Source organism: Microbulbifer sp. 2205BS26-8, assembly GCF_030731025.1.
GTDB classification, from domain to species: Bacteria; Pseudomonadota; Gammaproteobacteria; order Pseudomonadales; family Cellvibrionaceae; genus Microbulbifer; species Microbulbifer spongiae.
On sequence record NZ_JAVAMR010000025.1, the window covers coordinates 14,002 to 35,735 of the forward strand.

The 21,734-nt window shown below is 58.0% G+C and carries 21 protein-coding genes; 1 reads left to right on the top strand and 20 read right to left on the bottom strand.

What is annotated here, in order from left to right:
* Positions 1-79: 79 nt before the first annotated feature.
* The 17 genes from bamB to trmJ all read right to left on the bottom strand — a co-directional run bounded on the left by bamB (position 80) and on the right by trmJ (position 15,446).
* On the bottom strand, positions 80-1,243 hold the full coding sequence (gene bamB / locus Q5Y71_RS10005; protein ID WP_306042048.1) for an outer membrane protein assembly factor BamB: 1,164 nt from the start codon (positions 1,241-1,243) through the stop codon (positions 80-82).
* On the bottom strand, positions 1,243-1,956 hold the full coding sequence (locus Q5Y71_RS10010) for a tetratricopeptide repeat protein (protein ID WP_306042049.1): 714 nt from the start codon (positions 1,954-1,956) through the stop codon (positions 1,243-1,245). Before Q5Y71_RS10010 ends, bamB begins: the two co-directional genes overlap by 1 nt.
* Before the next feature lie 68 nt (positions 1,957-2,024).
* On the bottom strand, positions 2,025-3,287 hold the full coding sequence (hisS, locus tag Q5Y71_RS10015; RefSeq protein WP_306042050.1) for a histidine--tRNA ligase: 1,263 nt from the start codon (positions 3,285-3,287) through the stop codon (positions 2,025-2,027).
* 31 nt (positions 3,288-3,318) lie between these two features.
* Positions 3,319-4,458 (bottom strand): flavodoxin-dependent (E)-4-hydroxy-3-methylbut-2-enyl-diphosphate synthase, encoded by a 1,140-nt coding sequence (gene ispG / locus Q5Y71_RS10020; RefSeq protein ID WP_306042051.1) that lies wholly within the window; start codon positions 4,456-4,458, stop codon positions 3,319-3,321.
* A gap of 99 nt (positions 4,459-4,557) precedes the next feature.
* Complete coding sequence (locus Q5Y71_RS10025; RefSeq protein ID WP_306042052.1) at positions 4,558-5,490, bottom strand: RodZ domain-containing protein; 933 nt, start codon at positions 5,488-5,490, stop codon at positions 4,558-4,560.
* Positions 5,480-6,259 carry a type IV pilus biogenesis/stability protein PilW gene (pilW, locus tag Q5Y71_RS10030; protein WP_306042053.1) on the bottom strand — a complete coding sequence of 260 codons (780 nt, stop codon included), beginning with the start codon at positions 6,257-6,259 and terminating at the stop codon, positions 5,480-5,482. Before pilW ends, Q5Y71_RS10025 begins: the two co-directional genes overlap by 11 nt.
* 661 nt (positions 6,260-6,920) lie before the next feature.
* A complete protein-coding gene (rlmN, locus tag Q5Y71_RS10035) occupies positions 6,921-8,048 on the bottom strand; it encodes a 23S rRNA (adenine(2503)-C(2))-methyltransferase RlmN (protein ID WP_306042054.1) in 1,128 nt (375 codons plus the stop codon).
* A gap of 63 nt (positions 8,049-8,111) precedes the next feature.
* Positions 8,112-8,540, bottom strand: coding sequence for a nucleoside-diphosphate kinase (ndk, locus tag Q5Y71_RS10040; protein ID WP_301414497.1), 429 nt, complete (start codon positions 8,538-8,540; stop codon positions 8,112-8,114).
* A 194-nt stretch (positions 8,541-8,734) separates the two neighbouring features.
* Positions 8,735-8,929, bottom strand: a complete 195-nt coding sequence (gene iscX / locus Q5Y71_RS10045; protein WP_301414499.1) for a Fe-S cluster assembly protein IscX — start codon at positions 8,927-8,929, stop codon at positions 8,735-8,737.
* Between the two features lie 29 nt (positions 8,930-8,958).
* Positions 8,959-9,297 (bottom strand): ISC system 2Fe-2S type ferredoxin, encoded by a 339-nt coding sequence (fdx, locus tag Q5Y71_RS10050; RefSeq protein WP_306042055.1) that lies wholly within the window; start codon positions 9,295-9,297, stop codon positions 8,959-8,961.
* A gap of 83 nt (positions 9,298-9,380) precedes the next feature.
* A complete protein-coding gene (gene hscA, locus Q5Y71_RS10055) occupies positions 9,381-11,252 on the bottom strand; it encodes a Fe-S protein assembly chaperone HscA (protein WP_306042056.1) in 1,872 nt (623 codons plus the stop codon).
* 78 nt (positions 11,253-11,330) lie between these two features.
* Positions 11,331-11,861 carry a Fe-S protein assembly co-chaperone HscB gene (gene hscB / locus Q5Y71_RS10060; protein ID WP_306042057.1) on the bottom strand — a complete coding sequence of 177 codons (531 nt, stop codon included), beginning with the start codon at positions 11,859-11,861 and terminating at the stop codon, positions 11,331-11,333.
* Between the two features lie 121 nt (positions 11,862-11,982).
* Complete coding sequence (gene iscA, locus Q5Y71_RS10065; protein ID WP_306042073.1) at positions 11,983-12,306, bottom strand: iron-sulfur cluster assembly protein IscA; 324 nt, start codon at positions 12,304-12,306, stop codon at positions 11,983-11,985.
* Positions 12,307-12,347: 41 nt separating this feature from the next.
* The gene (iscU, locus tag Q5Y71_RS10070; protein ID WP_301414504.1) at positions 12,348-12,770 is read right to left on the bottom strand and encodes a Fe-S cluster assembly scaffold IscU; all 423 of its coding nucleotides are present in this window, start codon (positions 12,768-12,770) and stop codon (positions 12,348-12,350) included.
* Between the two features lie 27 nt (positions 12,771-12,797).
* On the bottom strand, positions 12,798-14,012 hold the full coding sequence (locus Q5Y71_RS10075) for an IscS subfamily cysteine desulfurase (protein ID WP_306042074.1): 1,215 nt from the start codon (positions 14,010-14,012) through the stop codon (positions 12,798-12,800).
* Positions 14,013-14,071: 59 nt separating this feature from the next.
* Positions 14,072-14,548: a Fe-S cluster assembly transcriptional regulator IscR gene (gene iscR / locus Q5Y71_RS10080; RefSeq protein WP_301414505.1), complete on the bottom strand. Its 477-nt coding sequence runs from the start codon at positions 14,546-14,548 to the stop codon at positions 14,072-14,074.
* Between the two features lie 106 nt (positions 14,549-14,654).
* Positions 14,655-15,446, bottom strand: a complete 792-nt coding sequence (gene trmJ, locus Q5Y71_RS10085) for a tRNA (cytosine(32)/uridine(32)-2'-O)-methyltransferase TrmJ (protein WP_306042058.1) — start codon at positions 15,444-15,446, stop codon at positions 14,655-14,657.
* 134 nt (positions 15,447-15,580) lie between these two features.
* On the opposite strand from trmJ, the gene Q5Y71_RS10090 reads away from it, so the two are divergent.
* A complete protein-coding gene (locus Q5Y71_RS10090) occupies positions 15,581-16,384 on the top strand; it encodes an inositol monophosphatase family protein (RefSeq protein WP_301414507.1) in 804 nt (267 codons plus the stop codon).
* An 89-nt stretch (positions 16,385-16,473) separates the two neighbouring features.
* Here the strand turns inward: Q5Y71_RS10090 and Q5Y71_RS10095 are convergent, their stop codons facing one another.
* From Q5Y71_RS10095 to Q5Y71_RS10105, 3 genes are all read right to left on the bottom strand, one after another.
* Positions 16,474-18,480, bottom strand: a complete 2,007-nt coding sequence (locus tag Q5Y71_RS10095; RefSeq protein WP_306042059.1) for an ATP-binding protein — start codon at positions 18,478-18,480, stop codon at positions 16,474-16,476.
* A 666-nt stretch (positions 18,481-19,146) separates the two neighbouring features.
* On the bottom strand, positions 19,147-20,145 hold the full coding sequence (locus Q5Y71_RS10100; protein WP_306042060.1) for an alpha-L-glutamate ligase-like protein: 999 nt from the start codon (positions 20,143-20,145) through the stop codon (positions 19,147-19,149).
* A gap of 10 nt (positions 20,146-20,155) precedes the next feature.
* On the bottom strand, positions 20,156-21,688 hold the full coding sequence (locus tag Q5Y71_RS10105) for a UUP1 family membrane protein (protein ID WP_306042061.1): 1,533 nt from the start codon (positions 21,686-21,688) through the stop codon (positions 20,156-20,158).
* Between the last annotated feature and the right edge of the window lie 46 nt (positions 21,689-21,734).

The following is a 21,734-nucleotide window of genomic DNA, read 5'->3' on the forward strand; positions in this document are numbered from 1 at the left end:
ACACACTGCCGGCAAGTCGCTTCTTCAAACACCGGCTTTAATGACGAACCGCTCTTGGCCACCACCATTTGGCAAGGAACTAACTCCGCGAGAAACGCAGGGCAACCAGCTTGCCGTCGTCCGACAGGACAAACAGCAATTCGCTGTCTACCAACATGGGAATACGTATCGGATCACCATCCACCCGCTCCCGACCGATAAACCGGCCGGTATCGGGATCCAGCAGGTGCAGGTAGCCCTCCAGGTCTCCAACAACTACAACATCCTCAAAATACACCGGGCCACTCAGCTCGCGGCGCAACAGCTCGTCGTTGTTCCAGTCGATCTGGCCATTGCCCACATTGTAGGCGTAGACACTGCCGGAGGCACCACTGAGATACACGTGGCCACCGCCCACTGCCACTGCGTGGTGGGTGGAAGCACCGCGGGCCCAGAGGCCACGGCCGTCCTCTCGGGACAGGGCCACAACACGCCCTTGGTAACTGGCCGCGAAGACCAGATCACCGCGCACCACCGGAGACCCGTCAATATCCACAACCCGCTCCAGTTCCGCGGAACCCTGCGGGATGGCAACGCGTTGCTCCCAGCGGGGAATGCCATCGCGAGCATCCAGCGCAATCAGTTTGCCGTTGTCGAGCCCGGCGATTACCATACCGCCACTGATTACAGGCGCCGCCGTACCGCGCAGGGTCAATACCGGCAGACTGGTATTGTAACTCCAGAGTTCTTCTCCACTGCCAGCATCCAACCCAACCAGTTTGCCGTCCACGGTTTGCAGCACCACCACGCCCGAGCCCACAGCCGGTGCGGACACAACCTCGCCGGATACCTGGTAATTCCACAGCTTGCTGCCGCTGTTCAAATCCAGGGCCACAGCGCGACCGCGATAGTCCGACACCACCGCGATACCGAGGCCGGCGCCCACACCACCGCTTAACTCTACATCCAGATCGGTTTCCCAAAGTGTTCTGCCGGTGTTGCGTTCGAATGCGGTGACTTCGCCATCGCTGCTGGCAGCCACCAACCTGTCATCGGACAGACTCGGCTGCAGCATGGCGTAGCGCTTCGCATCAATGCTGCCCACATCCGCAGACCAGACTTCGCGCAGCGCCGCAGTGGAGGTAATTTCCACCAACTCGAGCGGCTCGACCTCTTCCTTCTCATCGTTGGAGGCGCAGGCGCTCAGAGTGATTGCCAGGGCGACAATCACTGTACGTCGCGCAGTGTGTTTCAAAAATCCCATCAATCCTCTCCCCCTGATGTTGGCTCACTTGACGCCTCTTGCGGCACGCCATCCCCGCTGGCGGCCGCAAGGCTATCGGCCTTGAGGCGCAGGAGCTGGGCGCTGCCAGCCTGCTCCGGTAACAGTTCGGCCAACGCCTGTTCGTAAGCGGCACGGGCGCCAACATCATCGCCCTGCTGCTTCAGGATGTCGCCGCGGGTTTCGGCGTAGAGTGCGGCAAAGGCCGGGGGCACTGTACCCGCGACCAGTTTCAGGGCCTCATCCGGGTTGCCCCGCGCAGCCACAACCGCGGCGAGACGGCGCTTGGCCAGCAACTGCAATGCCGTTTCATCGGTGTTGTCGAGCACCCATTGCAACTGTTGCTGCGCAGCTTCCAGATCGTTGCTGTCGGCAGCAATCGCCGCCAGGCGCAGAGAGGCCTGGCTGGCGTAAATGCGACTGGCAAAATCGTTCCTCAATTGATCGGCTAGTGTCTTTGCAGTCGTCAGCTGTTTGTTATCCGGCTGGTTATTGTTGGCGGAAACGGCTTCCACAAAACTCTGGTACAGATCTGAGGCCGCTTCCGCTTTGGCGCGCTGATCTCCCTGCCACCACTGGTAGCCAAAGTAACCGGCCAGAGCCAGGGCCACACCGGTTACAATGCCCCTGCCGTTCTCCGCCCACCAGCGTTTCAGTGTTTCGATTTGTTCTTGTTCGGTAAGATGCTCAGCCATTGAGTAATTTGCCTTTCCCGTTGTTTTTCACTTTCCGGGCGGGAGCTACCGCCGCTCTTTTGCTTACTTCAGCCCCGTAGCAGGGCCGCCAGGGCCCCAGGCGCAAGGGTTTGTTGCGGCCGGTCGGAGCGCAGGAATTTCACTGTGATCTGACCATTTGCAGCCTCATCCTCGCCAATAATAAGTGCGAAATTGGCACTACTTTTATCGGCCTTCTTCATCTGGCTCTTAAAGCTGCCGCCACCACAATGGGCCTGCAGGCGCAGCCAGGGCAACTCATCGCGCAGTTTCTCTGCCGCAGCCAGGGCGGCCGATTGTACATCACCCACTGCCACCAGGTAGGCGTCCACTTGCTGAGCCAGGGTTTTCGGCAACGCCCCCAGGGCTTCCAGCATCAGCACCAGGCGCTCAACACCGAGGCCAAAGCCAACCGCTGGCGTAGGTTTGCCGCCCATCTGCTCTACCAGGCCATCGTAGCGACCGCCGGCGCAGACGGTACCCTGAGCGCCGAGACTGCCAGTTACCCATTCGAACACGGTCTTGCCGTAATAGTCGAGGCCACGCACCAGGGCCGAGTTGATCTCATATCTCACCTGTGCAGCATCCAGCAGTTCACGCAGCCGGGTCAAGTGCACGGTGGATTCCTCGTCGAGGAAATCCAGTAGACAGGGTGCGTTTGTCAACAGTTCCTGGGTTTGGGCACTCTTACTGTCAAGAATTCGCAGCGGGTTGCGCTCCAGGCGACGCTGGCTGTCCTCGTCGAGCTGCGCGCGGTGCTCGCTCAGGTATCCCACCAACGCATTGCGGTAGGCGACACGGCTGGCGGCATTTCCCAGGGAGTTCAGCTGCAGGGTGATATGCTCGCTGATACCCAACTGGCGCCACAACCGCGCGGTCATGATCAAGATTTCCGCATCGATATCCGGCCCTTCGAGGCCAAACACCTCGACACCGAACTGGTGAAACTGGCGCAGGCGGCCCTTTTGCGGGCGCTCGTAGCGGAACATGGGGCCGAAGTACCACAGGCGCTGGGGCTGGGTCAGCAGGTTGTGCTGAATAGCCGCGCGCACGGTGCCCGCGGTGCCCTCCGGGCGCAGGGTTACGCTGTCGCCACTCTTGTCATCGAAGGTATACATTTCCTTCTCGACAATATCCGTGGCCTCACCCACGGCGCGGCTGAACAATTGTGTGGCCTCCAGGTAAGGGGTGCGGATTTCCCGGTAGCCGTAGCAAGCAAAGAGTTCGCTGAGTGTAGCCTCCACATACTGCCAGGCCGGAGACTGCTCCGGCAGCAGGTCGTTCATTCCGCGTATTGCGCGAAGCTGTTTCAATACCGTTCCTTACTGTGATCTCGAATAATTGTCAGTATTTCGCAGTCGCCAGGGACTCTTGCGACCTGGCGATAATATCCGCCTCGCGCTCGGCCTTGACTGCAGCTTTGTCGCGGATCAGGCACTCCAGATCATCCACCAGGGTTTCACTCTTGAATTTTCGATCCGGCTGCCCGTCGACGTAAATCGCGTGACTCGGGGTGCCGCCGGTGAGACCGATGTCCGCCTCCTTGGCTTCGCCGGGTCCATTGACAATACAGCCGATCACCGCCACATCCAGCGCAGTGGTGACATCCTCTAAACGCGTCTCCAGCTCGTTCATGGTTTTCACCACATCGAAATTCTGGCGTGAGCAACTGGGACAGGCGATAAAGTTAATGCCCCTGGTGCGCAGGCGCAGGCTTTTGAGCAGGTCCCAGCCCACCTTGACCTCTTCCACCGGGTCTGCAGCCAGAGATACCCGCAGGGTATCGCCGATACCGTCGAGCAGCAGGGCACCGAGACCGATGGCGGATTTCACCGTGCCCGCACGCAGACCGCCGGCTTCAGTGATCCCCAGGTGCAGCGGCTGTTCAATTTGCCGCGCCAGTTTGCGGTAGGCAGCCGTGGCCATAAAGATATCCGAAGCCTTGACACTCACCTTGAAATGCTGGAAATCCAAGCTGTCCAGGATCTCAACGTGGCGCAGGGCGGATTCCACTAGCGCATCGGGCGTGGGTTCGCGGTATTTTTTTTGCAGGTCTTTTTCCAGAGAGCCCGCATTGACACCGATACGAATGGGGATATTCAGGTCGCGTGCCTTGTCCACCACCGCGCGGATGCGTTTTTCGCGACCAATATTGCCGGGGTTGATGCGCAGGCAGTCCACACCCAGGTCGGCCACCCGCAGGGCGATGCGGTAGTCGAAATGGATATCCGCGACCAACGGCACATTGACCCGCCTCCTGATGGCTCCGAAGGCTTCAGCGGCGTCCATACTGGGCACCGACACCCGTACGATATCAGCACCGGCCCGCTCCAGGCGCTGTATCTGCGCCACAGTGGCCGCCACATCACAGGTTTCGGTGTTAGTCATACTCTGCACCGAGACCGGGGCATCACCACCGACGGGCACATTACCCACCATGATCTGGCGCGACTTGCGGCGGACAATGGAAGACTCGAATTGCATAGCGCTGACCCAAGGGTATTGCTGCTGAAAATTGAGGAAGAATTATAGAGAGATTGGGCGCAAACCTACAGAGGCCCCTGTCGTATCGGAGCGACCACCTCAATTGCCGACGATAAGACGGCGTGTGCGGCGGTTGCCGACCGGGTCGCTATCGACGGTTCTCTCCCGGTAGACAACGTGGGTTGCGCGCGCATTGCCGAGCATCAACTCGAACGGCGCGCGGCCGTCAAGAAACTTGGTAGTGCCGGCCTCCTGAACACCCGCCAGCAGTACAACACCGCCGGCATCCTTGACTTCAATCCAGGCATCCTCATCGAAACGGAGACGCAGGGCCCCCTGCAGTGACCTGTCCAGCGCCGTTAATTCGGACGGGGCCGGCGCTGATTCCCCAGCCTGGAGAAGATCGGTTTGCGGGGTCGGGGACTCGGAAACCGCAGCGGTGTTCCCGTGATCGATCCCGTCTTGGGTAGGACCGGACTGAGGCGCCGCATCCACGGCCTGTTCCAGAGCTTCTGTTTGAGCAACTTCCCCGGATGGCGAGGGGACCCCCTCTCCTTCCGTCAGCGATGCCATTATCCGCACTTGCGGAATCGACACCGGGCCACCGTACAACCACCAAAAAATACCCCCTGCAGCCAGCAGGGGCAACAGTCCCAACAACCCCTGCGTACGCCTGCGCGCCGGGCGCAGGGCATGGGTCCTCTCCAGGTGCCGGAACTCGGTGCGCGCTTCCGGTTGTGGGCGGCAGGCTTCATAGGCCGCCAGCACCGGTTCAGAGGGGGTGCTCAGCTCCCGGCAGATATTGCGAATATAGCCCCGCGCATAGACCATTTCCGGTTGGTGCTGATAAAGGTCTTCCTCTAAATACTCCAACGCGTTATCGATAATACACAGGCGCTGGGAAAGTTCCCTACGGGACAGACCGGCGGCCTCGCGCGCCGTGCGCAGCAGATTACCGGGGGAGATGGGGGGCTTTTGTGCACTGGGCGTGGCGTCGCCGCTGTCGCAGTGCGGGGAACTGCTATCCGTCATTACCACTCAACTCCTGATATTTCAGTGTCTCCGCAGAGTACGGATACAGATTCTTCAAGGCAAGCGCGTAACTGCGCTCCTTGTCCCGGTTGCCAAACTGCTTCTCAATGCGGATGCCCAGCCAGAGGGACTGGGGTATCTGGCGGTTGCTCTCGCTATACCGATCCAGGTACCGCTTGGCGGAAGCGTAATCACCAGCTTCAAACCTCAGCTCCGCCATTTCCAGTAGTGCCCCGGGCATGTCGGCATTCAAAGCCAGCGCTCGCCCATAGGCACTCTCGGCCTCTTCAACCATCCCCAAACGACGCGCAGTGCGACCGTAATTCACCAGAGCGAAGAACCGGCGGTTATAGCTCAGATCGCTTGCGGCGTAGCGAAACTGCTTCAGGGCCTCCTTGTAACGCGCCTGTTGATATAGAAACACCCCGTAATTGGTGCGCGCCATGGGAAAGTTCTCGCTATAGCGCAGGGCTTTTTTAAAGTGGGACTCGGCCACCGTCAATTCGCCATCCGCCTGATACAGTAGGGCCAGGCCGTGATGGGCCAGGGGGTTTTTGTCCCCCAAATCCAATGCCTTGTTGAAGTGGTGCCGGGCCAATTCGCGGTTCTTTCCACTGCGTAAATAGCGCAACCCCAGCTGAACATGCGTCTCCAGCGCCCTCTCAAGGTTGACTTCCCGGGGCTCCGGCAGCCCGGTTGTGACACAGCCACTTATCAGCGCGGCCAAAAACAGCCCAGCCAAAGGCAGGCCAAGGGGGTTAGCGAACACAACATCACCTATGGATTTATTCTTCATTTTTCCGACTGACCAGTTCGGCAGGTGCCGATTGAGCACCTGCACCGCAGGGCCGAAGATACCGACACGTTCAACACTGGCCGCACACCCTGCCCCGCTTCGTCAGTCTATGGTCCAAGACCCTGCGCCTGCCTTCATACCGGCGCGCTGTTTTGGCCTCCGGCCAGCCTAGATGGGTCCCCATGCCAACCCGTTTCCTCACTATACTGCCGCAAAGCCCTATCAATTGCAGCCCTGTACCCTTTGAGTTCCATAGTGAACTCCGCAATCGGGATCACCGGATGACTGCGACACGGGGCTTGGGGCACAATGCCATAGCAATTCCGTCCTGTATTGGCCCTGCCCACACCTTCAAGAGGGGGGGGAGTTGTATGACTCTTTCCAGCGGGTGGGATACTCTACCGCCAAACCGGGGGTTTGGGGTTCAGGCATACCACTTGATACCAACAGGCCCGGCAGTATAGATTCTATTTTTATGCGCAAAGCAATGAGATTCATGTATGGGTGCTGTTGGCCCGATACAGCGGAATCACGGGTCAGCACATGCCCGGAAAGATACGCTCTACACCCTGCACACCCTGTTCAGGGGTACGAGTCAAACAGATCGGGAAAGCCAGTCTGATCACCCCGGCGGTCAACCCAGCAGGCGTACCGGTCGCTCGGCATCCCGATAACGCTCGGCGCGGCGGGTGCGGTCATTCACACTGCCGGCCAGCTGACCACAGGCCGCATCGATATCATCACCGCGGGTTGTGCGCACCGTTACAGTAAAGCCTTTATCCAGCAAAATCTGTTGAAAGCGTCGCAAAGCATTGTTACTGACACGTTGATAGCCGGACAGTTCAAACGGATTGAAGGGAATCAGGTTGATTTTAACCGGTATATCGCGCAGCAGTTCAGCCAACTGTTGCGCGTGTTCGGGACGATCGTTGACCTCGCGTATCAACGTGTATTCGATGGTCATTTTACGATGGGTATCCGGCATGCGCTCGATATAGCGCTTGGCGGAATCCAGCAGGGTGGCAATGGGGTACTTTTTATTGATCGGTACCAGGGTATCTCGCAGTGCATCGGTAGGCGCGTGCAGGGAAATCGCCAGACTGACATCGGTGACATCCGCCAAGCGATCCAGCGCCGGCACCACACCGGAGGTGGATAGGGTCACGCGGCGCTTGGAAATTCCGTAGGCATTGTCTTCCATCATCAGGTTCATAGCATCGACTACATTGTCGAAATTGAGCAACGGCTCGCCCATACCCATCATCACGACATTGGTGACCTTACGCGGTCCTTTCGGTTGCAACTGGCCGAAGGACTGACAGGCCAACCACACCTGGCCGATGATTTCCGCCGCACTCAAATCGCGGTTAAAACCCTGCTTGCCGGTGGCACAGAAACTGCAATTCAGAGAGCAGCCCACCTGTGAAGAAACACAAAGGGTACCGCGGTCACCATCGGGAATAAAAACGGTCTCAATGGCACTGCCACTGCCAGCCCTTATCAGCCATTTGCGTGTGCCATCCGCGGAGTCCCACTGACCCAGCACTTCCGGTGCACGGATTTCGGCTACTTCTGTCAACTTCCGTCGCAGGTTCTTGCTGACATTGGTCATCTCAGCAAAATCATTCACACCGTTCTGGTGAATCCACTTCACCACCTGGACGGCGCGGAAGCGCTTTTCACCCAGCGTCTCAAAGAATGCCGCCAGTTTTTCGACGGAGAGGCCGAGCAGGTTGGTTTTCTCGGTTTGCGCTGGGGTCATTGCATTCACCTCGGATACGCACTGCGCCGGCCCGTGCGAGCCGGTGCGGTTGCTTTGCGCCTATCAGGCGCGAGGGCAGATTTCGTCTCCACGGAAGAAATAGTCTACTTCACGGATTGCAGACTCTGCAGAATCCGAGCCATGCACCGCATTGGCATCAATGCTCTCTGCAAAGTCGGCGCGGATAGTGCCGACAGCGGCTTCCCTGGGGTTGGTAGCGCCCATCAGCTCGCGGTTGGCGAGGATGGCATTTTCCCCTTCCAGAACCTGAACAACCACCGGGCCGGAAGTCATGAAATCGACCAGATCTCTGAAAAACGGGCGCTCTTTGTGCTCAGCATAAAAACCTTCGGCTTGCTCGCGGGACAGCTGTAGCATTTTCATGGCAACGATGCTCAGACCGGCTTTCTCAAAACGGCTCTCAATTTCACCGATAGCATTCTTGGCTACAGCGTCCGGTTTGATAATGGAAAGAGTGCGCTCCTGGGCCATGGTTATCTCCAAATTTTGTTATCGTAACTGAACTTACATATAGAAAGAGCAACCTGCACAGTTGCTCTTCCCTGGTATTCCTTCTATACCCACCGGGTGGGTACGCAATGTCTTGTCGCCGCATTTTACGGCGGGCGGATTATACGGGGTATTGATCGACTTTTATACTCCAAACCAACACCGCCGCTGGCAATCTAATCCCGCTCTTCGATCCAGGCAGCCTGTATTGCCTCCAGAATCTTCTCTCCACAGCGTTTCGGATCGTCGTCAAAATCGGGGAGCTGCATAACCCACTGGCGCAGGTCAACAAAATTGACCGCAAGTGGATCAACCTCACTGTGCGCGTCGCTAAGTTCAATGGCAATGTCGTGAATATCTGTCCACTTCATAAGATTTGCTGCCTCACTATCCCAGCTAGTCAGTGCTTTTCCGAAACCTGGTTGATGGTGTATTTCGGAATCTCCACCACCAGGTCTTCCTCCTCGACAATCGCCTGGCAGGACAGGCGTGATTCCGGCTCCAAGCCCCAGGCCTTGTCCAGCAGGTCCTCCTCCAATTCATCGGGCTCCTCTAGGGAGTCGAAGCCTTCCCGTACAATCACATGGCAAGTAGTGCAGGCACAGGCCTTCTCGCAGGCGTGCTCAATCTCTATACCATTGGCCAGCGCGGCATCGATAACACTGACACCGCTGGCCACTTTCACCACCTTGCCCTCAGGGCAGATATCGGCGTGCGGTAAAAAAACAATCTTCGGCATGGGGTAATAACTCTCTGAGGCCTCAATCCGGCAAAACCGGGTAGACTTGGCAGCAGCGGGTAGCGCTGGCTGCACTCTGCGACTTATTGATCAAATTCATCCAACCTGTGGCCCTGCATGGCGCGCCTGATCGAGGCGTCCATACGCCGCGTAGCGAAAGGCTCCGACAGGGTATTCAGGGTTTCCATACACCGGCGAATCTCTGTCGCGTCAGCACTGTTATGAGCCTGACGCAATGCTTCCATGGCGCCTTCGAGCTGGTTGAGTTCGCTTTTTTCCAGCAGTTGGGCCCCATTTTCACGCAGGGCAGCCAGCAGGCTTTCCAGCGTGCGCTCCGCTTCCACCTGAGCCTCGCGCAGGGCGCGCTGAGCAACATCCTCAGCGGCGTGGGTATAGGACTCCTGCAGCATGCGCGCAATGACCTTGTCCTCCAGGCCGTAGGAGGGCTTGACAGTAATATCCGCGCTGACACCGCTGCTTTTTTCCACGGCATTGACCGACAGCAGGCCGTCCGCATCCACCTGAAAGGTCACCCGTATATGGGCGGCGCCCGCGACCATGGGGGGAATACCCCGCAATTCGAAACGCGCCAGCGAACGACAGTGGCTGACCAACTCACGCTCACCCTGCACCACATGGATAGCCATGGCGGTCTGGCCATCCTTGAAGGTGGTGAACTCCTGGGCCTTGGAGACAGGGATGGTGGTATTGCGCACAATCAGCTTCTCAGTGAGCCCACCCATGGTCTCAATACCGAGAGACAGGGGGATAACATCCAGCAGCAACAGCGCTTCACTGGATTTATTGCCCACCAGAACATCCGCCTGCAGTGCCGCACCAATGGCAACCACCTGGTCCGGATCAAGCGCTGCATGCGGGGGGCGACCAAAGTACTGTTCTACGCGCTCACGCACCCGCAAGGTACGGCTTGAACCACCGACCAGCACCACTTCCTGCACGGCATCCACACCGATATCGGCATCCCGCAGGGCCCGCTTACAGGCGCGAAGGGTCTTGTCGATCAGCGGGTCCAGCAACTCTGCCAGGATGACCCGATCCAATACACCTCGCCAATTCCCGTAGTGCAGTTCTACCTGCGTGCTATTGGCCAGTGACTCCTTGGCATGACAGGCAATGTCCAGCAGCCCGCGCTGGGCGGCGGCATCCAGGTCGGCGCCCAGGCCTGCCTGCCCTGCGATCCAGGTGGCAATGCAGCGATCAAAATCGTCGCCGCCCAGGGCGGTATCACCGCCGGTGGACATCACTTCAAAGACACCTCGGGACAGGCGCAGGATGGAAATATCAAAGGTGCCTCCGCCCAGATCGTAGACCGCGATCACCCCCTCCTCGCCCTGGTCGAGGCCGTAGGCCACAGCGGCGGCGGTGGGCTCGTTGAGCAGCCGCAATACCTTGAGCCCGGCCAGTTTGGCCGCGTCCTTGGTGGCCTGGCGCTGGGCGTCATCGAAATAGGCAGGCACGGTAATGACCGCGCCATCCAGCTCGCCACCCTCTCTGCCACAGAGTGCCTCGCGGCCGCGCAGGGCCAATGTCTTGAGAATTTGCGCGGAAACCTGTACCGGGTTCACCGGACCGGCAGCAGTTTCGATAGTGGGCATACCGCCATCACCGCCGGCAAAATGATAAGGCAGCTGCTCGCCGAGACGGCGGATATCCTCAACACCACGCCCCATCAGGCGTTTGATCGACAAAATGGTATTGTAGGGATCTTGTGCAGCGCGGGCCCGCGCCACGGCGCCAACGGTGACAGTGTCTTTACCGTAATGCACTGCCGAGGGCAGTATCACACTGTCACCCTCAACAGCGATGGCCTCTGCCGAGCCATCGCGCACCGTGGCTACCAGCGAGTTGGTGGTACCTAGGTCGATTCCCACGGCACGCTTGCGCTGATGAGGTTCGGGGCTCTGTCCCGGCTCGGAAATCTGCAGTAGTGCCATTAGTTATCTCTTCTGTCCTCAGGATGGCGTTACAGCGGCCCAGCCAGTGCTGAACCCCAGGGCTCCCAGCGGTATTGTTCAGTCATCGTCAAACAGGTCTGCTTCGCGCATTTCCACCTGCGCCTGCAATTTCACTAGGAACTGCAGTTTGCACAGGGAATCTTTGGCTTCGACCAGATTGCCCGCGGTAAATACCTCGGCAAAACGCGCCTGCGCTTCCCGGTAGAGCTCACCGACCTCCTCGGCAAGCGCCTCCAGGGCGGTTGTGGGGTCCGGCTGCTCGCACACTGCCTCGAGTCTTTCGCGCAGTTGCATTTGCTGCATCAGAAAATGAACATCAGCCGTGGTCTGCTCCGGTGATACTTCCACACCCGCCAATTCCAGCAGGTAAGCCGCACGCTGCACCGGGTCCTGCAAAACCGCATGGGCTTCATTGATCTGCGCAGCCATCTGGACGGCCAGCAGCTGTTCGCGCTCGGATTTGGACGCGTATTTGTCCGGATGGAATTCCCGCTGTAATTCGCGATAGCGCGCCGTGAGAGCGCTGCGATCGAGTGCAAAGACAGGCTCCAGCCCGAATATCTCGAAATGGGTGAGATTGGCTGTCATCTCAGATTACCTGGCACCGGGCGTTAACATCAGGCGGCTACGATCCCTCGGGCTGTGTTTGCGGGGTAAATAAAAAGGCCGGTGTGCACGATGCACCCGGCCTCGCTTCGGCGGGCACCAATCAGACATGGAAACTCTCGCCGCAGCCGCATGCGTTTTTGACATTGGGGTTGGAAAAGGTAAAGCCCTCGTTCAGCCCTTCCTTCACGAAATCCATCTGGGTACCATCGAGGTAGACCAAACTTTTGGGGTCCACCACCAGCATGGTGCCATCCTGATCAAACACCACATCTTCAGATTGCGCGGAGTCGACAAATTCCAATACGTACGCGAGACCGGAGCACCCGGCAGTTTTTACACCCACCCGGATACCGATGCCCCTGCCTCGCTTGGCCAGTTGGCTCTGGATATGAGCCCGAGCGGACTCGGTCATGGTAATAGCCAAAACAATACCCTTACTGCTGTTGGGCACCAGGCCCGCTAGACTTAACCCGCCGCGGATTCCTTTGCATCGCCCGCATCGGCTGCCCCTCCGCGTTTTTCGCGGATATCGCGCACGGCCGCTTTGATCGCATCCTCCGCCAGTACCGAGCAGTGAATTTTCACCGGCGGCAGGGCCAGTTCTTCGGCGATGGCGGTATTCTTGATCCGCTCCGCCTCATCAATGGTTTTACCCTTTACCCATTCGGTAAGCAGGGAACTGGAAGCGATGGCGGAACCGCAGCCATAAGTCTTGAATTTGGCGTCCTCGATGACGCCTTCATCACTCACCTGGATCTGCAAGCGCATCACGTCCCCGCAGGCGGGCGCGCCCACCATACCGGTACCCACATTGTCCGCCTTGTCATCCAGGCGGCCGACATTGCGGGGGTGCTCATAGTGATCAATTACTTTATCGCTATAGGCCATGACTATTCTCCTAACTCTTGCACACGCTTAGTGAGCGGCCCATTCAATCGTATTCAGGTCTACACCATCTTTGTACATATCCCATAAAGGGGACAGTTCACGCAGTTTCTCTACCGCCTTGCGCACCTCGGCGACAGCAGTATCCACGTCCTGCTGGCTGGTAAACCGGCCGAAGCTGAAACGCAGTGAGCTGTGCGCCATTTCATCATTGACACCCAGTGCCCGCAGTACATAGCTGGGCTCCAGGCTGGCGGAGGTACAGGCGGAACCGGAGGAAATCGCCAGGTCGCGCAGGGACATGATCAGGCTTTCCCCTTCCACAAACGCAAAACTGACATTCAGGTTGCCCGGCACACGCTGTACGGCGGAGCCGTTGATGTGGACTTCTTCCATATCCTTGATCTGATCCCAGAATCGGTTGCGCAGGGCTGTTAGACGCGCACTCTCTTGCGCCATTTCCGCCCTGGCGATACGAAAAGCTTCTCCCATCCCGACAATTTGGTGTGTGGGCAGGGTACCGGAGCGCATGCCGCGCTCGTGGCCGCCGCCGTGTATCTGCGCTTCCAGACGCACACGGGGTTTGCGACGCACATACAGGGCGCCAATCCCCTTGGGGCCATAGATCTTGTGGGCGGAGAAAGACATCAGGTCGACCTTCATTTCCTGCAGGTCGATGGGCAACTTGCCGGCACTCTGCGCAGCATCCACATGAAAAATTACCTTGCGCGAGCGGCACAACTCACCAATCGCAGTAATATCGTTGATCACACCAATCTCGTTATTGACGTGCATCAGGCTCACCAGAATAGTGTCCTCACGCAGCGTTTTTGCTACCTGCTCCGGGTCGACGATGCCGTCCTCGCGCGGATTCAGGTAGGTCACCTCAAAACCTTCACGCTCCAGCTGGCGACAGGTATCCAATACCGCCTTGTGCTCGATCTTGGAGGTGATAATGTGTCTGCCACGACCCTGGTAGAAATGCGCTGCGCCTTTAATGGCCAGGTTGTCAGACTCTGTGGCGCCGCTGGTCCAGACGATCTCGCGCGGATCTGCGTTGATCAGCTCCGCCACCTGACGGCGGGCATCTTCCACCGCTTCCTCCGCCTTCCAGCCGAAGAGGTGGGAACGGGAAGCCGGGTTCCCGAAGTTGCCTTCCATCGTCAGCTGCTGTGCCATTTTAGCGGCGACGCGGGGGTCCACCGGACAGGTCGCTGCATAATCCAGATAGATGGGAAGCTTCATAGTCATACTGTTTCTGCTCAATAAATCTCTCATATCCCGACCCGGCTCCAACCGGGCACTTACAGCCCGCCGACTACGGCGATGCGCTCTTCCGGTACTTCGCGCATATCCTGGCGGCGCGCCACTTCCTGCACCTCTGCACGAGAGACCAGATCCGCGAGGCTGATGCCGCTCAGGAAGCCGTGAATCTGCTCGCTTAAATCGGACCAGAGGTAATGGGTCAGGCACTGCTCTCCATTGGCGCAGTCCGCATTGCCGCCACAACTGGTAGCGTCTACGGATTCATTCACCGCATCGATAATCTGTGCCACAAAAATCTCTTCACCGCCACGGGCCAGGCGGTAACCGCCACCGGGGCCACGTACACTGGAGACCAGCCCGGATTGACGCAGGCGGGAAAACAACTGTTCCAGATAAGAGAGGGAAATACCCTGGCGCTTGGAAATATCCGCCAGACTGATCGGTCCGCGCTCGGCGTGCAAGGCCAGATCCAGCATGGCGGTGACCGCATAGCGGCCTTTGGTGGTCAAACGCATATCAGCTCCCAACTGAGGTGCAGTTCTTTGCCAATCGGGGCGAGAGTATGTAATAACCAAGTGCCCTGGTCAAGTATATAACCCCTTGCTCAACTCAAGTATTGGCCTAGTCGGGCCGTCCCTTTCCACCGCTGCGGTGGATGTGGTTCTGGATTGCGGTCAACATGCCGCGCAGGATGCCCAGTTCCATATCGTCCGGGCGTACGCGGCTGAATAGTCTACGCAAGCGGGTCATGGTCTGACGGGGGTTATCGGGATCGATAAAACCCAATTCACCCAGGGACTGCTGCAGATGTTCGAAATACAGTGCCATATCGCTGGCCTTCGCCGGTGGGCAATCCCAGTCCCCGTAACGCAGCGGCTCGCCCTTTTCCGCTTCCAGCGCAGCGATGCGAATCTCATAGGCCAGCACCTGCACCGCAGTGGCCAGGTTCAAAGAGCTATAGTGTGGATTGGCCGGGATATGTACATGGAAATTGCAGGCCTGTAGCTCCTCATTGGTCAAACCCCGGTCCTCGCGACCAAACACGATCGCCACGGGGTGGCTCGCCGCCTCCGCTATCGCGCGCGCGCCGCACTGGCGCGGTGTCAACAGGGGCCAGGGGATGCGCCGCTCGCGGGCACTGGTGGCGACCACCAGGCCGCAATCCGCTACCGCTTCCTCAAGAGTGTCCACCACCACGGCGCTGTCGAGCATCTCTGCCGCCCCGGCTGCGCGCCATATGGCGTTGGCTGCCGGAAACTCGCGCGGTGCGACCAGATAGAGCTGCTTCAATCCCATATTTTTCAGCGCGCGCGCGGCGCCGCCGATATTGCCAGGATGTGCGCTGTTAACCAACACTGTGCGCACATTCTCCAGTGTATGGAGCGGTGTTGTGTCTCGGGCGGGCTTGGCCATGATCGAACGTACTGACTCGCTGTGATGGGCGCGCGAGTGTAGCAAAAACGGGCGGGAATCCCTACAATCCTGTCCGCTGCGGTCAACCTGCAGCCCGCTTTTTAACTCCTTCAACCACTCGGTGCAGAATCGTTATGGAACCCATGCTGAATATTGCTCTGCGCGCCGCGCGCAAAGCCGGAGAATTGATCGAACGGGCCTGGGAGCGCGGTGACCTGGTGCAATTCGAAGAGAAGGCGCGCAACGATTTCGTCACTGAAGTGGACAGGGCCAGTGAGCAGGAGATTATCTATCATCTGCGCAAGGCTTATCCCAAGCACAGCATCCGCGCCGAAGAGTGTGGCCTGCAGGAGGGCGCTGAGCCCGATTATGAATGGATCATCGACCCCCTCGACGGCACTACCAACTTTATTCATGGCGTACCCCAGTTCGCCGTCTCTATTGCCTGCCGTTACCGCGGTCGCATTGAGCACGCGGTGGTGCTGGACCCTATCAAACGTGAGGAGTTCACCGCCAGCCGCGGTCGCGGCGCCGCCCTGAACGGACGTCGCATCCGCGTATCGGCGCGCCAGGGTATGCGCGGTGCGCTGATTGGCACCGGCCTGCCCTTCAGTGGTCCAGCCCTGGAGAGTATCGACACCTATCTGTCGGCATTGAAAGAAATTGCCGGGCAGACTGCCGGTATCCGTCGCCCGGGCGCTGCCGCACTGGACCTCGCCTACGTGGCCGCCGGCCGCTTTGACGGCTTTTGGGAAATGTATCTGAACACCTGGGATATCGCCGCGGGCTCCCTGCTGGTCAAAGAGGCTGGTGGCCTGATCAGTGATTTCCGTGGCGGTGAGGATTACCTGGACTCCGGCCATCTGGTCTGCGCCACACCAAAAGTGTTCAAGCCCCTGGTGCAAATCGTAGGCAGACACTTGGGTGGTGTGCGCTGATCCGCTTCTACCAGGCCGGTCCGGACAATCGCCCGGTTAGCCTCCGGCGGTGCCTTCTCCCCCCTCGGCCCCAGTGCCAGGACACTTGCCTATACAACTGGCTGCCCCGGTCTCATCAGTCGATTCGCCAGCACCTTGGATAGTTGCACAAAGTCAAACTGCTCCGGCAGGACGGGATGGCTCCCCCCGGGTAGATCGCCCCCTACCAGCACAAAGCGGGTTGCCCTGGTTGAACTATCCTCTTCCAGAATGCGCGCCAGATCGGAAGCAGACATGCCTGGCACCGCATTGTGAAACAGCAACACATCGGGATTGAGGGTGCGCGCCATAAAGATAGCTTCAACTCCGTCTGTGGCGATGAGGCATTGGATTTGCGGAGTCTCCTTCAGCATTTCTTTCAGCCTGCTCGCCGCTTCTGGCCGGTTGTCCACCATTAATAACCGGCCAGCCGGCAACTGGAGCGGAATCTCCGGCTGCGCCGGCAGAGACATCAGGGTATCCGGGGCATCGATCATAGGAAATTCGATCCAGAAAACGGACCCCTGCCCCTCCTGACTGTCGAAATCGATCCGCCCGCCCATGGCCTCTGTCAGTCGCTTGGCGATTGCTAAGCCCACTCCGGTGCCCTCTATATGCCCTTTCTCTTCCCCCAGCCGGTTAAAAGGCTCAAATACCTCATCGCGTCGCTCCGGCGAGATGCCTTTACCGGTATCGAGAATATTAAGACGCAACCAGCCCTCGGCCTGGGGAGCAAAACTGATGATGACCCGTCCATTGTCGCGGTTGTACTTCACCGCATTGCCGACCAAGTTCAGCACTACCTGTTTATAGCGCACGGGATCGGCACAGATATAGGCAGACTCCCAGCCCAATGGCTCAAAAATCAGGCTGACGCGGCGTGTCTCTGCCAGAGGTTCGAGCAAGCGCTTGCAATCGGCCACCAACTCCGCGGGGCGTATCGATTCCATCGACGGCCCGAGTCGCCGACTGTCGATACGGGCCAGTTCCAACACATCGCCAACCAGGTGCAACAGATGCTGACCGGCGCGACGGATTTCCCCCAGGCGCTGACGCTGGTCTGAATTGAGGCTCGCATCCAGCTCCACCATTCGGCTGTATCCGAGGATCGCATTGAGCGGTGTGCGCAACTCATGGCTCAAGCTGAATAGAAGATCCGAGCGGCGCACATTTTCCGCACGCTGCTGTTGCAGCTCCCGTTCTACCCGGCATAGGGTTTCACGGCTGCCACTCACATCCTGGAGGGTCCCCAACACACGCGTCGGTTGACCACAGTTATTCAGCTGGACCTTACCGCGGCACCGGACCCAGACAATACTGCCATCGGAGCGCCATAAGCGGAATTCCACATCCAGAGGAAATTGCCCGCGCACATGCTCCGACATGGCCTGCTCTACCCTGGAGAAATCCTCTGAGAGTATTCTGGCCTTCCACTGCGCTGCAGCCGAGCGGTCAATACGTCGAATGGGGCTGGTTTCGTAGCCGAGGATTGCCCAACAGGCATCATCCAGGACCATTTCATCCGCGTTTAAATCCCACTCCCACAAACCGTCACCGACCCCGGAAAACACCTGCAGTGGTTGCGCACCAGGCAGGCTGTACGGAGTGCGCCGGGATACGATCGCGCTCACGTCGGTACAACAACCAAAGACAATTCTTTCCGCACCATCATCCACAGTGACTGTTCGCCCCAAAAAGCGCAACCAGCGCAACTGGCCCGCGTTCTCATAGGCGCGGAAAATGATGTCAAAACAGCCCTCATCACCGGCGGCCCGCTGACACATCGCGCGAACCCGGTCACGCTCCTCAGTGTATACTAGGGGCAACTCTTCTCCCGTCCACAGTTTGTTCAGCGCCTGCCCCTCGGTCTCGGCAAACAGCAACCAGATTTCCCCTTGAGCGCGCAGGGCTCCGGTTTTCGGATGCCACTCCCACAGTCCGTGCTGCACACTCAGCAACAGACCCTGCAAATAGGTTGTCTGCCGTGTGAGCTGATCGCCTTTGAGCAAATGCAGTTCATCCGGCGTGGCTAACAGGAATGGAGGGCGGGGTTGATCTGGTACTGGTGACTCTGACACACGGAGCTCGACTTGTTTAATTCGCTTGTTGATAGAATTTAACCACTTATAAACGGCAGCGAAACAATGATCCATTTATACCGGAAAAATACCTCTATATATTCCAAAACTTTGCCTGAATTTAAAAATGTTATGCTTTAAGTCAAAAAAAGTTAAAAAAAAGCCCCGCAAAGCGAGGCTGTAATCAGCGATGATGAGAGAAAGGGAAGTCCCGATGTGGCGGTTCGCCGCCGCCCCAAGAGGCCTTCCCGGAAGTGGGCCATGTACCCACACGCAAGGAAATGCAAGCCCTGTGCCATCTTTTCAGGAGGCGCACTTTTGGGAGTTTCACCAAACGAAAGCACCATTGACAATACATAAACCCGCAGGGACCGCCGGCCTGATTTATGACAGAGGGAATGCAGGAGCCATCAGCCACCGATCGCGAACACTTCGACAGCACAAGAGCCATTCCGGACGATGATGTCGGTATACCCTGGGAGGCGACCCAGCAGGTCACTGAAGACCGATCTGGCCGTCGCTTGAATCAAAATGGTGCAGCCATTCAGTCGGGCCCGGTGGTAACCAACCGAAAGTTTCTGAGTGCACTGGAAAACGGTACCACAGCGACTGACCCAATGCAGAATTCCCGCGACTCCGTCGTATGCCTAGCAAATACAGCCTCAATCAGTGGTCAGCGGCAAATGTACGCATGGAAAAGTTCACCCTTTCACCGACTCGCATGCTGAGTTTTTCCGGGGCCAGACCTTCGATACAGTGCAAATGCCTGCGCAAGCCCACGCCATTGGCCACCTGAATTGCCAAACCCGGGCGGGCATTGGCTTCTAGCAAAAGCGGGCCGCGCTCGCGGTCCAGTACAATGTCGCATCCCAGATAGCCGAGACCGGTCATCTCATAGCAACTTGCTGCGAGGTGCAAGAGGTCACGCCAACCAGGCACTTGGAGTTGGTCGAAAGGAAACTCTGTATCCGGGTGCCGATGAATACGCAGGCCTCGCTGCACCGCGTGGCTGCTCTTGCCTGTGGCCAGATCAATGCCCACCCCCACTGCCCCCTGATGCAGATTGGCCTTTCCGTCCGAGGCATGGGTGGAACAGCGCAACATGGCCATCACCGGAAAACCGCGAAACACAATCACGCGGATATCCGGCACGCCTTCAAAGGAATAGTTCTGGAAAATGGGGTCAAAATCCACCAGGGCTTCTATCATCACCCGATCCGGCTTGCCGCCGAGACTGTAAAGCCCACTGTGAATATTGTTGACGTGCCGCAATATATCCAGCACCTCGATTTCCACACCGGAAGTTTTCCGGTATCTATCGCCATTGCGACCGGCAATAACCAGAATGCCCTTGCCACCTGATCCTCGTGCCGGCTTGACCACAAACTGCCACAGGGGCTCAATTACTGCCATCACCCGCTTGCGGCTGGCTGGCGTTTCAAAGGCCCTGATCAATTCCGGCACGGGAATACCGGCGTGCCTAGCTGCGCGCTTGGTGTTGAGCTTATCGTCTACAGTAGGAAATTTCCTGCGGTCATTATAGCGCGCAATATAATGAATATTGCGCGCATTCATGCCGAGAATACCCATATCGCGCAAGGTTGTCGGGGAAACCACACCACCGCGGACCTTATTGAACAGGTGTCTAAAAATGAATTGACGCATGCAACCCTCCTTACTTGACCAAAGGCCGGAAACGCATCAATTCACTGAACCGGTAACCGGTGTAGTTACCTACAACCAGAATCAAAGCCAGGAGTAACAACAGCAGCTCAGGGAAATTAAAGGTCCAATGTTCCACATAGCGGTTGGTCATAACCCACCAGGCCAGAATCGCCACCAGCAAACTGCCGCCCGCTTGCACAACCACCTCGTAGGGACTGTCCTCTTCCCATACGATGGACATGCGTTCAATGGTCCAGGCGAGGATAATCATCGGGAAGAAAGTCACCGTCAACGCCTGCTCAATACCCAGTTTGTAACTGATAACACTGATAGCAGCCATAATAATCACCACTGTGACCACTACAGCGGCGATCCTCGACACCAATAGCAGGTTGAGTCGGCTGAGATAAAAGCGCACCCACAACCCCAAGATTAGAATCAGGATAAAGATCGCAAGGCCCGTCAGCAGTTGGGTTTCAATAAAGGCTATCGCCAGCAGCACCGGCATGAAAGTACCGGACGTGCGCAGCCCGACAAACACCCGCAGCAGTACCACAACCAGGGCGCCCACCGGTACCAGTAAGATCAATTTGAAGATACTCTGCTGCTCGATGGGCAGGCTATAAATAGAAAAGTCCACCAGGGCTTCCCCATCCCGGCTGGTGCTGCGCATGGAGACATCCCGCGAGGGTACATCGTTGGCAATCACTGAAAAGGTCACCTGGGAATTGTGTCCGCCCTCCAAGTCCAGCAGGCTTTTACCCCCGCGCTGCCAAATGAAGAAATTCTCCGGCACACCGGGCATACCAGTGGTGGGCTCAAAGACAATCCAACGCTTGCCGTCATTTGCTTCCAGCAAATCCTCAGGTGCCAGGCGCCGGCGATCATCTTCCAGGTAGAGGCCGCGGATTCGGTGGGCGGGAATATTCGCGGTGGCCAGTATCAACAGGGCCACATCCACCAGAGAGCTGTCGGCATAATGGCGGAAAATCAGGTTGCGATCCTGATTGTCCTTGTTGTTGAGTTCTATCAACAGCTGGGTAGTAAAGGATTCCACATCGGAAGAGTGTTCGCGGGCCTGCTCCACCAGGGCATAAATCGCCAGGCGTACCGCTTCCTGCTCGCGTGCACCCAGAAACGGCTTCTGCACTTGTGTGCTGAGATCCAGGGGCTGCGCCAAGGGGGCCCCGGGCCTCTGGTAAACATCGAGTTGGTAAAACAGGGACTGGGAGCCCTTCGCCAAGCGCCGAGACCAGAAAGCCCGGTAGTCGTCGTTTTCCCGGGCGATATAGAAACCGAACCCCGAAGAACTGAAGGTTTCCCCCAGTATTTCCATATTGCGCTGCTCGCGCGGCAATGTCAGTGCTGCTTTGACCGGACCACCTTCCGCCACGAAACCCACTTTTGCCTCGATAGTCCAGACGGTGCGGTATTCTCCCGGCAACAGTGGAAAACCCAATTCAAAGTGCTTGTAAGCGGTTAGGCCAGCGCCGATCAGCGCGAGCAATACCGCAATAATATAAACCTGGACCCGCGGCGACATTCGCCATTCCCCATAAATCTATGGCTCCAATCGGAACCTCACTGTC

What these genes read in the sequence shown, in the direction of transcription:
- bamB (WP_306042048.1), bottom strand. Translation starts at nt 1,243, where the DNA reads ATGGGATTTTTGAAACACACTGCGCGACGTACAGTGATTGTCGCCCTG.
- Q5Y71_RS10010 (WP_306042049.1), bottom strand. Translation starts at nt 1,956, where the DNA reads ATGGCTGAGCATCTTACCGAACAAGAACAAATCGAAACACTGAAACGC.
- ispG (WP_306042051.1), bottom strand. Translation starts at nt 4,458, where the DNA reads ATGCAATTCGAGTCTTCCATTGTCCGCCGCAAGTCGCGCCAGATCATG.
- Q5Y71_RS10025 (WP_306042052.1), bottom strand. Translation starts at nt 5,490, where the DNA reads ATGACGGATAGCAGTTCCCCGCACTGCGACAGCGGCGACGCCACGCCC.
- rlmN (WP_306042054.1), bottom strand. Translation starts at nt 8,048, where the DNA reads ATGACCCCAGCGCAAACCGAGAAAACCAACCTGCTCGGCCTCTCCGTC.
- ndk (WP_301414497.1), bottom strand. Translation starts at nt 8,540, where the DNA reads ATGGCCCAGGAGCGCACTCTTTCCATTATCAAACCGGACGCTGTAGCC.
- iscX (WP_301414499.1), bottom strand. Translation starts at nt 8,929, where the DNA reads ATGAAGTGGACAGATATTCACGACATTGCCATTGAACTTAGCGACGCG.
- fdx (WP_306042055.1), bottom strand. Translation starts at nt 9,297, where the DNA reads ATGCCGAAGATTGTTTTTTTACCGCACGCCGATATCTGCCCTGAGGGC.
- hscA (WP_306042056.1), bottom strand. Translation starts at nt 11,252, where the DNA reads ATGGCACTACTGCAGATTTCCGAGCCGGGACAGAGCCCCGAACCTCAT.
- hscB (WP_306042057.1), bottom strand. Translation starts at nt 11,861, where the DNA reads ATGACAGCCAATCTCACCCATTTCGAGATATTCGGGCTGGAGCCTGTC.
- iscU (WP_301414504.1), bottom strand. Translation starts at nt 12,770, where the DNA reads ATGGCCTATAGCGATAAAGTAATTGATCACTATGAGCACCCCCGCAAT.
- Q5Y71_RS10075 (WP_306042074.1), bottom strand. Translation starts at nt 14,012, where the DNA reads ATGAAGCTTCCCATCTATCTGGATTATGCAGCGACCTGTCCGGTGGAC.
- iscR (WP_301414505.1), bottom strand. Translation starts at nt 14,548, where the DNA reads ATGCGTTTGACCACCAAAGGCCGCTATGCGGTCACCGCCATGCTGGAT.
- trmJ (WP_306042058.1), bottom strand. Translation starts at nt 15,446, where the DNA reads ATGGCCAAGCCCGCCCGAGACACAACACCGCTCCATACACTGGAGAAT.
- Q5Y71_RS10090 (WP_301414507.1), top strand. Translation starts at nt 15,581, where the DNA reads ATGGAACCCATGCTGAATATTGCTCTGCGCGCCGCGCGCAAAGCCGGA.
- Q5Y71_RS10100 (WP_306042060.1), bottom strand. Translation starts at nt 20,145, where the DNA reads ATGCGTCAATTCATTTTTAGACACCTGTTCAATAAGGTCCGCGGTGGT.
- Q5Y71_RS10105 (WP_306042061.1), bottom strand. Translation starts at nt 21,688, where the DNA reads ATGTCGCCGCGGGTCCAGGTTTATATTATTGCGGTATTGCTCGCGCTG.